At 42.7% G+C, this 16,315-nt stretch carries 13 protein-coding genes; 12 read left to right on the top strand and 1 reads right to left on the bottom strand.

The window, feature by feature from the left end; all coding sequences use genetic code 11:
- Window positions 1–498 precede the first annotated feature (498 nt).
- Together QMG60_RS15250 and QMG60_RS15245 are read left to right on the top strand one after the other, a co-directional pair.
- Window positions 499–2,283: a chloride channel protein gene (locus QMG60_RS15250; protein WP_281865511.1), complete on the top strand. Its 1,785-nt coding sequence runs from the start codon at window positions 499–501 to the stop codon at window positions 2,281–2,283.
- Between the two features lie 130 nt (window positions 2,284–2,413).
- On the top strand, window positions 2,414–3,724 hold the full coding sequence (locus QMG60_RS15245; RefSeq protein ID WP_281865510.1) for a DUF389 domain-containing protein: 1,311 nt from the start codon (window positions 2,414–2,416) through the stop codon (window positions 3,722–3,724).
- A gap of 5 nt (window positions 3,725–3,729) precedes the next feature.
- Here QMG60_RS15245 and nhaA read toward each other — a convergent pair whose 3' ends face one another.
- Window positions 3,730–4,914, bottom strand: coding sequence for a Na+/H+ antiporter NhaA (gene nhaA / locus QMG60_RS15240; protein WP_281865509.1), 1,185 nt, complete (start codon window positions 4,912–4,914; stop codon window positions 3,730–3,732).
- A 265-nt stretch (window positions 4,915–5,179) separates the two neighbouring features.
- Between nhaA and QMG60_RS15235 the strand changes: the two genes are divergently transcribed.
- The 10 genes from QMG60_RS15235 (at window position 5,180) to QMG60_RS15190 (ending at window position 15,770) form a co-directional block, all read left to right on the top strand.
- On the top strand, window positions 5,180–5,581 hold the full coding sequence (locus QMG60_RS15235; protein ID WP_281865508.1) for a hypothetical protein: 402 nt from the start codon (window positions 5,180–5,182) through the stop codon (window positions 5,579–5,581).
- Window positions 5,582–5,584: 3 nt separating this feature from the next.
- A complete protein-coding gene (locus tag QMG60_RS15230; protein ID WP_281865507.1) occupies window positions 5,585–6,274 on the top strand; it encodes a VIT family protein in 690 nt (229 codons plus the stop codon).
- A 101-nt stretch (window positions 6,275–6,375) separates the two neighbouring features.
- The gene (locus QMG60_RS15225) at window positions 6,376–6,810 is read left to right on the top strand and encodes a thioredoxin family protein (RefSeq protein ID WP_281865506.1); all 435 of its coding nucleotides are present in this window, start codon (window positions 6,376–6,378) and stop codon (window positions 6,808–6,810) included.
- On the top strand, window positions 6,794–7,744 hold the full coding sequence (locus QMG60_RS15220) for an FAD:protein FMN transferase (RefSeq protein ID WP_281865505.1): 951 nt from the start codon (window positions 6,794–6,796) through the stop codon (window positions 7,742–7,744). Before QMG60_RS15225 ends, QMG60_RS15220 begins: the two co-directional genes overlap by 17 nt.
- A complete protein-coding gene (locus QMG60_RS15215; protein ID WP_202002438.1) occupies window positions 7,741–7,974 on the top strand; it encodes a DUF4266 domain-containing protein in 234 nt (77 codons plus the stop codon). The genes QMG60_RS15220 and QMG60_RS15215 overlap by 4 nt, the downstream gene beginning before the upstream one ends.
- Window positions 7,975–7,995: 21 nt before the next feature.
- On the top strand, window positions 7,996–9,180 hold the full coding sequence (locus tag QMG60_RS15210; RefSeq protein WP_281865504.1) for a DUF3570 domain-containing protein: 1,185 nt from the start codon (window positions 7,996–7,998) through the stop codon (window positions 9,178–9,180).
- Window positions 9,181–9,483: 303 nt separating this feature from the next.
- Entirely contained in the window at window positions 9,484–9,873 is a 390-nt protein-coding gene (locus QMG60_RS15205) for a hypothetical protein (protein ID WP_281865502.1), read from the top strand.
- A 160-nt stretch (window positions 9,874–10,033) separates the two neighbouring features.
- Window positions 10,034–11,116, top strand: a complete 1,083-nt coding sequence (locus QMG60_RS15200) for an efflux RND transporter periplasmic adaptor subunit (protein ID WP_281865501.1) — start codon at window positions 10,034–10,036, stop codon at window positions 11,114–11,116.
- 21 nt (window positions 11,117–11,137) lie between these two features.
- On the top strand, window positions 11,138–14,344 hold the full coding sequence (locus tag QMG60_RS15195) for an efflux RND transporter permease subunit (protein WP_202002426.1): 3,207 nt from the start codon (window positions 11,138–11,140) through the stop codon (window positions 14,342–14,344).
- Complete coding sequence (locus QMG60_RS15190; RefSeq protein ID WP_281865500.1) at window positions 14,334–15,770, top strand: efflux transporter outer membrane subunit; 1,437 nt, start codon at window positions 14,334–14,336, stop codon at window positions 15,768–15,770. Before QMG60_RS15195 ends, QMG60_RS15190 begins: the two co-directional genes overlap by 11 nt.
- The last annotated feature ends 545 nt before the right edge of the window (window positions 15,771–16,315 follow it).

Raw genomic sequence — 16,315 nt, 5'->3', positions numbered from 1 at the left:
TTAACAATTGATCTGATCTCGCCGCTATCGTGTCCTTCTTGCTGCTATGCAGGCATTAAAAATAAAAAAGCACTAAAGCAGGTAAAAAAGAAGCTGAATCCCAAGCACTAACTTAATATAATTTTATGCCTGAAAACAATACAAAACCAAATTTAGAATCATTCTAATGCTTCTGTTTTTAATAACAAAACCCATCTCCAAGTAATCTTATACAGGCTGAAACAGGCATATGATCCTTACGGCACGGGCAAAAGAACTATTGGGCAAGACTTGAAAGAAAAATTTAAAATTTAGTGAAAATAGTGATCCTCTGGGTTAAAATATCCAAACTGTATCCGCATTTTCCAGGGAACTTGAAATACGAAATCAGAAATCCAGCGGCCGATGCGGATTGCTGATCTCAAATTTTGAAAAATTGGCATTACATTAACACTATATTTTAGCAGCAGGCGTTTTCGGGGTTTATATTTGCATTTCTACACTATTTTATTCGGCACAATGTTCAAAAAACAGCTAATCAAAGCAAAACAGATACTAATGCTCGGACAGCGGCAGCTCTCCCGCAAACAATTTATTTTTCTCTCAAGCGTACTTATCGGCATTACGGCGGCCTTTGCGGTAATCTTTTTAAAGGCCTTCGCCCACTGGGTATATTCATTTGCAACCTATATCAACGCAACATTAAAATTGAGTTTCATAAACAGCCTTCTGCCTGTTGCCGGTATCCTGCTTACTGTTCTGGTAGTGAAAAAAGCATTGGGCGGAACCCTGGAAAAGGGGACTTCCCAAATATTGTACATAGTGGCCAGAAAAGCCAGCATTATCCCTAAAAAGCAGATGTACGCCCAGATTATGACCAGTTCGCTGACCGTCGGACTTGGAGGGTCTGCCGGGCTGGAAAGCCCTATCGTGATCACAGGGGCCGCATTCGGGTCCAATTATGCCCAGCAGTTCAGGCTGAGCTATCAGGAGCGCACGCTGCTGATCGGATGCGGGGTGGCAGCCGGCATTGCCGCCGCATTCAATGCACCGATTGCCGGGGTTCTTTTTGCCATCGAGGTGCTGCTTGTCGATGTGACCATTTCGGCTTTCACCCCTATAATGATCGCTGCGGCCACAGGTGCGCTGGTTTCGGCTATCGTACTGAATGAAAACATACTGCTGGCTTTCCGCGAAAAACAGACCTTTGACTACCATAATATTCCCTTCTATGTTTTGATGGGGCTTTTTACGGGCTTTACAGCAGTGTTCTACGCCCGCAATTTTTTAAGGACCGAACATGCCTTTGCGCATTTAAAATACGGCCCCTATAAAAAAGCCCTTATCGGCGCCTGCATACTGGGGCTTATGATCTTTATATTCCCCACCCTTTTCGGAGAAGGTTATGAAAGCATCAAAACCCTTGCAGATAAAGATCCCGGAAGGCTGCTTGAAAACACCCTGTTTTCAGGTTTCGCTTCCAACGACTGGATGCTGCTGGGCTTTGTCGGGGCTTCCATGCTGCTCAAAGCTTTTGCTTCAGGCATAACATTGGGAAGCGGCGGCAACGGGGGGAATTTTGCCCCTTCCCTCTTCCTGGGCTCATATGCCGGATATTTCTTCTCAAAACTTTTAAACCTCTCGGGCCTTACCGATCTGCCTGTAGGCAATTTTACCCTGGTGGGCATGGCCGGCATACTGAGCGGTCTTTTTCACGCGCCTCTGACCGCCATTTTCCTTATCGCGGAAATAACCGGAGGATACGATCTGATGATCCCCCTGATGATTGTCGCCTCGGTAAGTTTTGCCGTTTCCAAACGTTTTGAAAAGCACTCCCTGGATGTAAAGAACCTGGCCAGAAAAGGAAATGCCTTTACCAGCAATAAGGATGCTAATATCCTCTGCACCCTTGAGATTGAAGACCTGATAAAAAAAGATTATCTGACCGTGGAACCCGGCCAGCCGCTTGCAGACGTCGCCGGGCTTCTGGCACATTCCGACCAGGTGATTTTTGCAGCCCTCGATAATGGCAATGAGCTTCGGGGACTGGTATACTTCAATGACATAAGGGAAGTGATTTTCGATAATCTGAAAACAGAAAATATTCTGGTCAGGGATATCATGACACAGCCCGTGCAGCCCGTGCATCTTTTTGACAGCATGGAAACGGTGATGAAAAAATTTGAGAAAAGCGGCAAGGTCTTTCTCCCGGTGCTCAAAAACGGAAAATATTACGGCTTTATAACCAAGTCAGACGTTCTGGAATCCTACCGCAACAGGCTCAAATCAATGATTTTCGAATAGGGGCTTCATATGACAGATCGGGCGCCCCTGCGCTATCTTTTTCCTATTCTGTTATCAATTAGCAAAATTAGCCTTATCTTAGTGATGCGCGGGGCAATAAAAGCAATGAAAACTTTTGAATTTTAAGATTATGAAAATACTGACAGATCTGCTGAACCTTCATGAAGGGGAGGACGACAGGGCAAAAACACTCGAAGCCGTTAAGAAAAACATCACCTTCAAAGGTGCCAATCTCTGGATTCTGGCCTGCGCCATAATTGTCGCATCGGTCGGGCTCAATGTAAACTCCACCGCGGTGATTATCGGAGCCATGCTGATATCCCCTTTAATGGGGCCGATAGTAGGCGCCGGGTTTGCTTTGGGCATCTATGACTTCTCTCTGCTTAAGAAATCACTTAATAACCTGCTTACGGCAACTGCTGTAAGTCTTGCGGTATCCGCCCTTTATTTTTACATGAGCCCCTTTAAGGACGTGCAGTCCGAACTGCTGGCCAGAACCGCTCCCAATATTTACGATATCCTGATAGCCTTCTTTGGAGGACTCGTGGGGGTTATTGCCGTGACCAGGTCCGAAAAAGGGAACCCGATTCCCGGTGTGGCCATTGCAACAGCGCTTATGCCGCCGCTCTGTACGGCAGGTTACGGACTGGCAACCGGACAGTGGAAATTTTTTCTGGGGGCTTTCTACCTCTACAGCATCAACTGTGTCTTTATAGGTATCGCCACCTTTCTGATTATAAAATACCTGAACTATCCCCCCGTAAAGCAGATAGATGAAACCCATCAGAAAAGGGTCAGATACATCATCGCCTTTCTGATCACTGTTATGCTGGTGCCCAGCAGCTATCTTGCCTATTCGCTTTACAGGGAACAGCAGTTCAAAAAAAATGCGGATCTTTTTATTGAAAATGAATTTTCCGCCAAAGGATATACCATCGTCTACAGAAAGACGGACTTCAACCCTAAAAACAAAAAGCTCGAACTGGCCTTCCTCTCAAAACGCTTTTCTGAGGCAGAAATAAAAGACCTGGCCCAAAGACTCAGCCGGAACAAATACCTTGCCGGCACACGGCTGCTGATCCGCCAGGACAGCACCGACCGTTTCAATGCCTTGAAGGGAGATATCCTAAGCCAGATCAAAAGCAGCGAAAATGAAATGAACCTGAAAGATGTCAGGATCATGCAGCTGGAGAAAGAACTGGCCGCAAAGAAATTTGACAGCCGCCAGATCCTCAAAGAAACCCGCGCGCTCTACCCTGCCGTCAATTCATTATCGATCAGCAGAAATACCCTTGTAAGCCCTAAAGACAGCATTACTTCGATAACGGCTGTTATCTATGACGCGTCAAAAGACCTTTCCAGAACCGACAGCGAAAAACTGCAGAAATGGCTCAATGAGCGCTTATCGGTAAATGATGTGGAACTCTTCCGCAGGCACTAGGCTCACTAAAGTGTCATTTTCTGTTTTCTGCTGTACAGCCTCAGGATGGAGAAGCCTGTGATGCCCGCCGCCGTGGAGGCGGCCAGTATGGCAAATTTGGCTTCATTCTGCAGCAGCGCATCGTCAAAAGACAGTAAAGCAATAAATATGGACATCGTAAAGCCTATTCCTCCCAGCAGTCCAAGTCCGAGCACATGCACCCAGGTGACAGATTCGGGCAGTGCGGCTATTTTCAGCTTTACCGACAGCCACGACATGATGAAAATCCCGACAGGCTTGCCCAAAAAAAGGCCCAGGCCTATGCCAAGCCCCAGACTGCTGAAAAGCCCTTCTATCATTGCAGATTCAAAAGTAATATTGGTGTTGGCAAGCGCAAAGACAGGCATGATCAGAAAATTGACAGGACGTGCAAGGGAATGCTCCAGTTTTTCAAGCGGCGACTCGGTATCGTCTTCATTGGTTGGTATGGTCATCGCCACCAGCACCCCGGCTATGGTCGCATGGATGCCGGAATGATGTATAAAATACCAGATCAATATCCCCGGGAGCAGATAAAACAGCAGGTTTTTAACACCTGAGCGGTTAAAAATGACCAATAAGACCAGCAATGCTCCCGCATAACCCAGATACATAAAGCTGAGCTCCGAGGAATAGAATAAGGCTATCACTAAAATTGCAATCAAATCATCGACAATCGCAAGGGCGGCCAGAAAAATCTTCAGGCCCGAAGGCACTCTGCTGCCCAAAAGCGATAAAATTCCAAGTGCAAAGGCGATATCGGTAGCCATAGGAATGCCCCAGCCTTTAGCCGTTTGGGGATCCGAGGCATTAAAAAATGCGTAAATGAGGGCAGGGACCGCCACCCCTCCCGCCGCGGCCAGAACAGGCAGAACCGCATGGGAAAAAGAGGAAAGCTCCCCTTCTATAACTTCTCTTTTTATCTCCAGCCCGACCATCAGGAAGAAAACCGCCATCAGCCCGTCATTGATCCAAAGCCCTGCAGGATATCTTAAATGAATCCAGGCTGTATTGAATCCCAGTTCAAAGTTAAGCATCCCTTTAAAAGCTTCCGACCAGCCAGAATTGGCAATGGCCAATGACACCAGCAGGGAGATTATCAAAAAAATGCCGCCTGCCGAAGAGGAGCGGAAAAAATGAGCGAATATTTTTAAGTTGATCAGTTTTGTCATATTTACAAATTTAAAACTTAATTACTGTTATTCCAATCGTAAAATGAAAGATATCATCAAGGCTGATCCAGAAAATCTCAGCCATATCCGGATCAAACCATTGAATATAAATAATACGAGCTTCAAAAAAGCTTCTTTAAATTTTAACAGAGGAATTTTTCTGCTGCTTTTTCCACGTTAATAAAATTTAGAATCATTCTACTGGTTTTCCGTTAACAGGGAAAGATATTTTGAATTAATTTTAGTTTGAATTAAACCGATGAAAATGAATGCTATTGATAAAGAGTCGCTCCAGGATGTTCTTAAAAGCATAGATGAAAAAATTGACCGGCTGAACAGACAAAAAATAACGGCTTTAATTGAATCGCTTGGCCTGCTTGAAAGAAATGATATTTCCAAAGAATATCTGAACTGGGAAACGGTGCTCATAGTGGTTCCAAGCCGGAGTATTTTTAATGAAATAAAAAAATATAAAGATCTCATCTCTGGGGTTGCACTGGCCATTAATCCCAATGCAGCCCAGATTCATATCTATGATTTTGCTCTTTGGGATAAAAGCACCAGGAACAAAACAAAATTTCAAATCAGGGAACTGCTCAAAACAAATTTTGGAGGCACCGAAAAAACCGCTGAAAAGCGTGACTGGGTCAAACTGTTATTCAAATAAAAAATGCACATCGAAAACCATTACATCAATAGAAGCGGCTGGTTAAGGGCAGCGGTCCTTGGGGCTAATGACGGGATTTTATCCACCACCAGCTTAGCAATCGGCGTGGCGGCCGCAAGTGTTTCCAGAGAGCCGATCCTGCTGGCAGCGGTAGCCGGACTTGCTGCAGGCGCGCTTTCTATGGCGGCGGGTGAATATGTATCTGTCAGCTCGCAGGCAGATATTGAGCAGGCAGACCTGAAAAGAGAAAAAACAGCACTTCAGACCGCCCCTGAAGAAGAGCTTGAAGAACTTGCGGCGATCTACACCCAAAGGGGGCTCAGTGAAGAACTTGCCAGAGCGGTCGCTGTGCAGCTGACGGCTTATAATGCCCTTGAAGCCCATGCAAGGGATGAACTCGGGATCAATGAAATTACCCAGGCCAATCCATTTATGGCTGCTTTTGCATCAGCAGTTTCCTTTACCATCGGCGGATTATTTCCTCTTCTTGTCGCCATTTTTGCCCCTATAAATCAGATGGTCTTCTACCAGTATGGCTGCTCTATCCTGTTTCTGGCATTTTCCGGCTTTTTGGCCGCAAGGGCCGGAGGGTCAAAAATCTTCACTGCAGTGCTCCGCATCTGCATCTGGGGAACTTTTGCGATGGCCGCATCGGCGCTGGTCGGCTATATATTCGGGGTGCAGACTTCATAATTTTTTTTCATTTAAGATTTAAGCCAATCTTAAGCAATTAGAAAAAATAAGAAACCGCTCAATTCGTTATTTCGTATATATCCCCAAAAAAAAAACTGCAAATGAAGCTCATTACATTACTGCTGCTGGTGACGGTTCTGCCCATAAATTGGGAACCTGACTTTGCTAATGCAAAAAAAACTGCAAAAGAAAAACATGAATTAATCCTGTTGAACTTCTCGGGCTCGGACTGGTGCAGCCCCTGCATTGCAACACGCAGGGACTATTTTGAAAGTCCCGGCTTTACAGCTATGGCAAATGAAAATTTAGTACTGGTCAATGCTGATTTTCCCAGAAAAAAGAAAAATATGGGATCTGCACAACAGATTAAACGAAATGAAGATTTAGCGGAAATCTACAACAAGGAAGGCAGCTTTCCCTTAACGCTGCTTCTGGATGCTGAGGGCAGGGTAATCAAAACCTGGCATGGAAAACCCGAAAAAACACCCGATGAGTGGACTGCCGAAATAAAAGCGATCTGTGAGAGCCGAAAATAACATTCCAAAAACACAGAAGTATTCCCAGTCCCTAAAACTGATGGGAAACAGCTTTACCATTACCGTTGTGGCTGAGAATCAAAGGACGGGTAATGGGTACATCAATCTGGCCGTTGACGAAATACGGCGGATCGAAAAACTTCTGACTACCTATAAAGAGGACAGCCAGACCAATCTGATCAATGACAATGCCGGAATCAGGCCCGTGAGTGTAGATCTGGAAGTTTTTAATTTAATTGAAAGAAGCATCGGGATTTCGGCAATTACCCAGGGCGCTTTTGATATCTCTTACGGGAGCATTGACAAAAGCCTTTGGAATTTTGACAAATCCATGGCTAAGCTCCCCGATGTCCGTACAGCACTTAAAATGGTGCATCTTATCAATTACCGCAATATTATCCTGGACAGGGAAAATACCGCGGTATATCTAAGGGAGAAAGGCATGCGGATCGGTTTTGGAGGCATTGGAAAAGGCTATGCTGCAGAAATGGCCAAACAGGTGCTTTTAAGACACAATGTACAGAGCGGCATTATCAATGCCAGCGGTGACCTCTGCGCCTGGGGACTGCAGCCAAACGGGCAAAAATGGACCATCGGCGTGGCCGATCCCGAATGGCCAAACGCTGCATTCTCTTATATGGAAATATCCGACAGGGCTGTGGCCACCTCGGGCAATTATGAAAAATATATAACAATCGACGGCAAAAAATACTCCCATACCATTGACCCAAAAACAGGACTGCCGATAACCGGGATAAAAAGCGTGACCATCATAGCTCCGAACGCGGAATTTGCAGATGCCATGGCCACGCCTATAGCCGTTATGGGCATTAAAGCAGGACTGTTTTTAATAGATCAGATACCGGATCTATATTGTATCATCATAGACGAAGGCAACAAAATTTACACTTCAAAAAACATTAACCTGAAATGAGAAAGCCAAAACAAAAAAGCCTGAAACTGCTCTGCAGCATTGCTCTAACAGGCATTCTGCTATGCTCCTGCTCCCCGGTAAAGGAATACCAGAAGGGAAAAATAAACGATTCTGAAATGGTGCTTTCCAACAGAAAAATCGAGAAGACAGAACTTAGTTTTCAATCCTACCGAGAGGGAGCTTCCGGGGCAAATTCAGGAAAAAGCGGCGGCGGATGCGGCTGCAATTAACAGCAAAATCAAAAATCAAAAATGAAAAGAAAATTCATTACCGGATTTACCCTGCTGATGCTCTTTCAGGCAAGGGCGCAGGATACTGCTTCTGATTCCACGTCCTATAAGAGCAGGAAATTAAAACTCGAAGAAGTGAACCTTGTCTCCAGCTATTACAAGCAGGACGGGAACAATTCTGCCGTTACCGGGGGCATCGGATCCGAGCACCTGACCGATATAGCCAACACCATCGATGTGAAACTGGTAAAATACGGACAGACCGGAATCAGGCATACCTTTGATATAGAAGCCGGAATTGACCATTATACTTCCGCCTCTTCGGATATGATTGACTTGAGCGCCAATTCATCGGCCTCTTCTTCAGACAACCGCTTCTACCCTTCGCTGAACTATTTAAGGGAAAATGAACAGAAAGGCAGAACAATCGGAATCGGGGTTTCATCCTCTACAGAGTTTGACTACCAGTCATTTGGGGGCAATATCAGCTTTTCCCAGAAGACAAAAGACCGAAATGGGGAATTCACCGCTAAATTCCAGACCTTTATAGACCAGCTCAAACTGATTGAACCCGTTGAACTGCGCACTCCGGGAAGTGATGGATATGGAAGCTCCGGCCGAAATACCTTTGCGGGAACCCTGAGCTATTCGCAGATCATAAACAAAAACCTTCAGGTGATGCTGGTGGGTGATCTCATCAGCCAGAACGGGTATTTAAGCCTTCCCTTCCACAGGGTTTATTTCGCAGACGGGTCGGTGCACCAGGAAAAAATGCCTGATACCAGACTCAAAATTCCCCTGGGAATCAGGGCCAGCTATTTCTTAGGCGATAACATGATCATAAGGGCATATTATCGATATTATACCGATGACTGGAGCCTTAAGGCGCATACCGCAGATCTGGAAATTCCCGTAAAACTGACACAGGCTTTTTCGCTGAGCCCGTTTTACAGATATTATACCCAGACCGGCACCAAATATTTCAAACCTTACGCAGAACATACTGGCGCGGACGAATACTACACCAGCAACTATGATCTGTCGAAGTTTGACAGCAGTTTTTTCGGAATGGGAATGAAGTTCACCCCGCCAAATGGTATTTTCGGCCTTAAACACTGGAACACTCTGGAGGTCCGTTACGGCCATTACACCAGAACCACAAATATGACATCTGATATTATCAGCATCAATATCAAATACAAATAGCATTTAATTATCAAATCAATAATCAAAGCCCAATGCATAGCATTGGGCTTTTCAATTAGTGCAGTAACAGCAAAATTGAAAACAGAACTGCCTTGTCCAGTAAATTGAGCTGCCTGCAAATACGCATAAAGCAAAGATGAAAATTTGAACATCTTCTTTTTATTGATCTATTCTAACTATGCGCCCGTAAAAAAAATAATATTGTAAAAACAAGAACCTGATAATGCGAAAATAATATTTTCACTAATTAATAAATCCCGGCAATTGTTTTTATTGCACCGTTTGTTTAAATTTGTGGCTATTATGAAAAATTGGTGCACTAAACTCTTCATTTCAATTGTCATTCTTCTAAATGGATATGGCAGCGCTTATGCACACCGTAATATTGTAATTTTCAAAAAATTCTCATTCTGCACTCTTGTAAATAATGTTCATAATGAACCGGAATTAAATCGAGGACGCTCATTTGAATCTTTTAAAAGAAAAATATGCCTTTTTGATAATGAAGAAAATGAAGACAATTTTTCTGCAGCTCAAAAACAGCCTGCAAAAAATAACTACTTTTTAATTTTTCACAGCACCAATCATTTTGTCCATTCAGCGACTGCTTTTACCCAAAAAGTGAATGGCCGCAAAATCTTCAGTTTACTTGATAATAAAGTATATCTGCTGTTTCAGGTTTTCCGAATTTGATTTTTAAGGCTATTGCTGCTCAATAGCTCACTGCTTTATTGTTTTTATCCGCTGTAGGCTTTAATTAGAAAATAGACGGACAAGAACTCCTATGGTCTGTTTCTAAAGGCCTTTTTACCTAAAAATCAAAAATAAATTACGTTTTAACGCTGAAATAATTATGAAGAGAATTTTCATGATCATGAGTCTGTGCGCCTTAGTTTTGGCAGGCTGCAATTCTAAAAAAGAAGAAGAAAAAGAGGAAAAAACCAAATTTCTGGTTACCAATCCAATCGAAAAGGATACTACCATTACAAAAGATTATGTATCTCAGATACATTCCATCCAGCATATCGAAATAAGAGCCCAAGAACGCGGTTATCTTGAAAAAATTTATGTCGACGAAGGCCAGATGGTTAAAAAAGGACAGCTGTTATTTAAAATCATGCCTGCACTTTATGAAGCCGAATTAAAAAAATCCAAAGCAGAGGTAAGTTTCAGCTCAATTGAATACCAGAATGCTAAAAAATTGGCCGATGAAAAAGTGGTTTCTCCAAACGAACTGGCAATGGCCAAAGCAAAACTGGAAAAAGCAGATGCAGAAATGGCTTTAAGCAAAGTCCATCTTCAGTTTACAGAAATCAGAGCGCCTTTTGACGGAATCATAGATAAGTTTCATGTACGTCAGGGAAGTTTGGTCGATGAAGGAGAACTGCTGACAGAACTGGCAGATAACAGCTCGATGTGGGTGTATTACAATGTTCCTGAATCTGAATATCTGGACTATCAGGAGAAAACTGGAAAAACTGGAAAAATGAAAGTCAATCTCTTGATGGCCAATAATAAAAAATTCCAATATCCAGGAGTTGTAGAAACCATTGAAGCCGACTTTGACAATGAAACAGGAAACATCCCTTTTAGAGCTACTTTCCCTAACCCAAAAAGATTATTGAGACACGGAGAAACAGGAAGCATCCAGATGCCTATAGAACTGAAAAATGCTATGCTGATACCTCAGAAAGCCACATTTGAGGTTTTAGATAAAAAATATGTATATGTAATTGACAAAAACAATGCTGTAAAATCCAGAGAGGTTGTTATTGCTGCCGAGATGCCTCACCTATTTGCAATAAAAGAAGGCTTGTCTGTTGATGATAAAATACTTTTAGAGGGGCTTCGTCTTGTAAAAGAAAACCAGAAAATAGATTACCAAGTGGTAAAACCCCAGTCGGTTATCTCCAATTTAGAACTGTATGCAGAATAACCGAATCTAAAAAAAGAACACATGTTTAATAAATTTATACATAGACCCGTTTTTGCAATTATAATTTCGATTATAATTGTCTTTATAGGTACGCTGTCCATCAGACAGCTCCCTATATCGCAATTCCCTGAAATTGCACCCACAACCGTAAATATCTTTATCGCTTATCCGGGAGCAAGTGCCGATGTACTGGTTAAATCGACTTTAATCACCTTGGAGAATTCCCTTAACGGCACGCAAGGCGTGCGTTACATGGCGACAGATGCAACGAGTGCCGGAGAAGCAACTCTTAGAATCATATTTGAACCAGGAACAGATCCTAATGAAGCTGTAATCAGGGTAAAAACAAGGGTAGATCAGGTAATGCCATTATTACCTGAACTGGTTCAGCGTGAAGGGGTTGTCATTACTCCTATTCAGCCCAGTATGCTGATGTACGTGAACCTTTATTCGAAAAGCAAAAGCATGGATGAGAAGTTTCTCTACAACTATGCCGATGTGAAAATGATTCCTGAAATCAGCCGTGTTAAGGGTGTGGCAAGAACCCAGATATTAGGAAGCCGCAAATATGCCATGCGTGTATGGCTTAATCCGGACAGAATGAGGGCTTATAAAATTTCTGTTGAAGAAGTGATGCAGGCGCTTCAGGAACAAAGCATCATCGGCCGTCCAGGCCGATTAGGGCAGAGTTCCGGTATTGCCGCACAATCTTTAGAATATGTACTGACTTATAAAGGCAGGTACGACGAACCTAAAGAATATGAAAATGTAATTGTACGCGCCAATTCAGAAGGAGAAAGCATTCGCCTGAAAGATATTGCAAAAGTCGAATTAGGAAGCGAATTCTTTGATATTTATTCGAACCTGGACGGTCATCCTTCTGCCGCTATTGTACTGAAACAAAACTATGGAAGTAACGCGAGTGATGTAATTCGCGACGTGAAAGCAAAACTGGAAGAAATGAAAGCGGGTTTTCCTCCAGGAATGGATTATAAAATCAGCTACGACGTTTCGCAGTTCTTAGATGCTTCTATTGATCAGGTTGTCCATACGCTAAGAGATGCCTTCATTTTGGTTGCTTTGGTTGTATTTATATTTTTAGGAGACTGGCGTTCGACTTTAATCCCGATTATTGCCGTTCCTGTATCTTTAGTTGGAGCTTTCTTTGTAATCCAAATGTTTGGAATGTCAATCAACCTGGTAACGCTGTTTTCTTTGGTATTGGCAATCGGAATTGTGGTCGACAATGCGATTGTCGTCGTCGAGGCGGTCCATGCCAAGTTTGAAGAATTTCCGCATATTACGCCGTATCATGCCGTTAAATTAGTATTGGGCGAAATTGGAGGCGCCATTATTGCCATTACAGCTGTTATGGTTTCCGTTTTTATTCCCGTTTCCTTTATGTCGGGACCGGTGGGAACCTTCTACAGACAGTTTTCGGTTACCATGTCCAGCTCGATTATCATTTCTGCTATTGTAGCTTTGACCCTTACCCCTGTTCTCTGTGCCATTCTTTTGAAAAACAACCATGGAAAAGAGAAAAAAGGAAATATCCTGACAAAATCGCTTGATGCTTTCAACAGATGGTTTGAAAGGCTTACAGGCCGTTATGTTGCTGTTTTAAAAACAATCGTAAGCCGAAGAGTATTGACTTTTGGAATCCTGATTGCATTCTGCGCTTTCATTTTTATAGAGAACAAAGTGCTTCCATCCGGGTTTATTCCGAGCGAAGATCAGGGAACCATTTACGGAATCATCCAGACGCCTCCCGGCGCAACTTTGGAAAGAACCAATCAGGTCGCTCAGAAACTGCAGAAAATCTGCGAAAGTGTTGAAGGAGTTGAATCGGTTTCTTCTTTGGCGGGTTACGAAATCATGACCGAAGGTCGCGGCTCTAATGCCGGAACCTGTCTGATTAACTTAAAGTCATGGTCTGACAGGAAACATTCTGTAACCCAAATCATGGAAGAACTGGAGAAGAAATCAAAAGATCTGGGGGCTGTTGTGGAGTTTTTTGAACCGCCCGCAATTCCAGGATTTGGTTCTTCAGGAGGTTTCTCTATGCGTCTATTAGACAAAACGACGAGTACCAATTATCAGGAATTTGATAAAATCAACAAGCAGTTTATGGCCGAGCTGGGAAAACGTAAAGAGCTTTCTGGCTTGTTTACTTTCTTCGCCGCCAATTATCCGCAGTATGAGTTGGAGATCAATAACGATCTGGCTATGCAGAAAGGCGTTTCTATCGGCAAGGCAATGGAAAACCTGAATATCTTAATCGGAAGCACCTACGAACAGGGATTCATCAAATTTGGAAGATTTTTTAAACTATACGTGCAATCGGATCCAAAATTCAGAAGGCTGCCATCAGATGTGTTGAATCTTTTTGTGAAAAATGATCATGGAGAAATGGTGCCTTATTCTGCCTTTATGACGCTTAAAAAAACGCAGGGGCCTAATGAGATCACGCGTTACAACATGTACAATTCTGCCGCTATTCAGGGGCAGCCTGCAAGCGGCTATACCACAGCAGACGCGATTAAGGCGGTGCAGGAAACAGCTGCAAAAACGCTTCCGAAAGGTTATGATATTGCATGGGAAGGGCTTTCTTACGATGAAGCCGGCAGAGGAAACGAATCGATCTATATCTTTTTAGTGGTATTGGCTTTCGTTTACTTTGTACTAGCGGCGCAATATGAAAGCTTTATTATTCCATTGTCTGTAATTTTATCTATTCCTGTTGGAATTTTAGGCTCTTTTGTCATTCTGCAGATTATGGGCCTGCAAAACGATATTTATGCCCAGGTCGGATTGATCATGCTGGTTGGACTGCTGGGTAAAAATGCCGTACTGATAGTTGAATTTGCTGTCCTCAAGCACCAGCAGGGCGCCACAATACTGGAAGCGGCTATTGAAGGCGCCAAAGTTCGTTTCAGACCGATCTTAATGACATCTTTTGCCTTTATTGCCGGTTTGATTCCGTTAATCTTTGCTTCTGGAGCCGGTGCAATCGGAAACAGGACCATCGGTGGATCTGCACTTGGAGGAATGCTTTTCGGAACCATTTTCGGAGTAATCATAGTTCCTGGACTATATTACATTTTTGGCTCATTGGCCGAGGGCCGAAAACTAATTAAAGGAGAAGAAGAAAGTTCATTGTCTGATGATTTCATGCATCATGTAGATGATTTTTCAACAAACAATCAAACTCAGGAAAATGAAGAATAACAGAAATATAAAATACGCAGGTCTTGCCTGCGTAATGCTCTCTATAGCGGGCTGTAAGACGGCTTCTATTGCAGAGAAAACAGAAAACAGGACAGTACCCGAAAACTATGCCGATAATGGTTTAGATACGCTTAACACTGGAAAAGTAAAGTGGAGAAGCTATTTTACGGATGAAAATCTAGAAAACCTGATTGATATTGCACTGAAAAACAATCAGGAATTGAATATTACGCTTCAAGAAATCGAAATTGCAAAAAGCGAAGTAAAAGCCAGAAAAGGTGAATACCTGCCATTTGTTGGCTTTAGCGCTGGTGCTGATCTAACCAAGTCCGGAAGGTATACAAGCACAGGTTCAGGCGAGGCAACAACCGAGATTATGCCTGGCAGAGAAACGCCCGATCCGCTTCCCAATTATCGTTTTGCCCTTACTTCAAGCTGGGAAGTAGATATTTGGAACAAACTGCATAATGCAAAAAAAGCCGCTTTAAACCGATATTTAGGTTCCATCGAAGGAAAGAATTTTGTAATTACCAATTTAATTGCAGAAATAGCCGATTCGTACTACGAGCTTCTAGCTTTGGATAATCAGTTGGAAATTATCAAACAAAATATTGATATCCAGACCAATGCTTTAAGAGTTGTAAAAATACAGAAGGAGGCTGCCCGAGTAAACGAACTGGCTGTACGAAGATTTGAAGCGCAGATTTTAAGCACTCAGAGCCTTCAGTTTGATATTCAGCAGCAGATAACCGAAACGGAAAATAAAATCAATTTCCTGTTGGGACGTTTTCCCCAGAAAATTACCAGAAGCAGCAATACTTTCAGCACTATAACTCCAGCAGATGTTCATGCCGGAGTGCCTTCTCAGCTTTTAGAAAATCGTCCCGATATTAAAAAAGCCGAAATGGAACTAATCGCTGCAAAACTGGATATTAAAGCCGCTAAAGCTAAATTTTATCCTTCGCTGGGCATTTCTGCTGGAATCGGATACGAGGCTTTTAACACTAAATATCTGCTGACTTCTCCAGAATCTCTATTATATTCTATAGCTGGCGATTTAGTAGCTCCTTTGATTAACAGAAATGCAATTAAAGCAGAATACTTTACTGCTGGCGCTAAACAGATTCAGGCTGTTTACAATTATGAGAGAACATTGGTAAACGCTTATGTTGAAGTGGCCAACCAATTGTCTAAAATTCAGAATACGGCAAAAAGCTATGACTTAAAGTCAAAGCAGGTGCAGGCTTTAAATGAGTCTATTCAAATATCAAACAACCTATTTAGTTCTGCCAGGGCAGATTATATGGAAGTTTTATTGACCCAGAAAGACGCTTTAGAATCTAAGTTTGAACTTATTGAAACCAAAAAACAGCAGATGAACGCCTTTGTAAATGTTTACAGAGCACTCGGAGGCGGCTGGAATTAATAGTTTTCATTTTTATTTTTGAAAAGGAGACCTGTTAAATAACAGGCCTCCTTTTCTGCTTACCGCTTAGTCTAGGATCAAATCTAAATCTAATCCAGCTGTATAATTCCTTAGCATAAGCCATCCAAGCGATAGAGTTTGTCCACAATCTCCCTCTGCAACTATTATGATTTTATCAGCTCTTGCCCATTTTCAGATGCCGTTAAAAAATACTTTCCATCTTTACCAGCTCTATCAGCGCCATTTTTTTATTAATACAACTAAACAGGCTTTTATTCAAAGAATACGTTTCTATGCAAAAGATAAACTATCCGTTTGATATTGGTCTGTAAACAGCCGATAATCTGATCACCACTTAAATTTTCCAGCCTCATGACTCTGATTATTTATTGCCGCTCAACTGAGGCAAAAACTAGGTTTAATTCCCATTCTCAAAAGCCTGCAAAACAGCTGTGCGGAAAAAAAAAGCAGCATAGCATAAACCTTCGAAAATTGGCATTTTGAAAGTGATATCCTTTATTTCTGCTTTTGGGCCAGTTACGTAA

This window comes from Flavobacterium sp. GSB-24 (genome assembly GCF_027924665.1).
GTDB lineage: Bacteria > Bacteroidota > Bacteroidia > Flavobacteriales > Flavobacteriaceae > Flavobacterium.
Note: the sequence above shows the minus strand (reverse complement) of the source record. Positions and strands in the feature narration are given on the sequence as shown.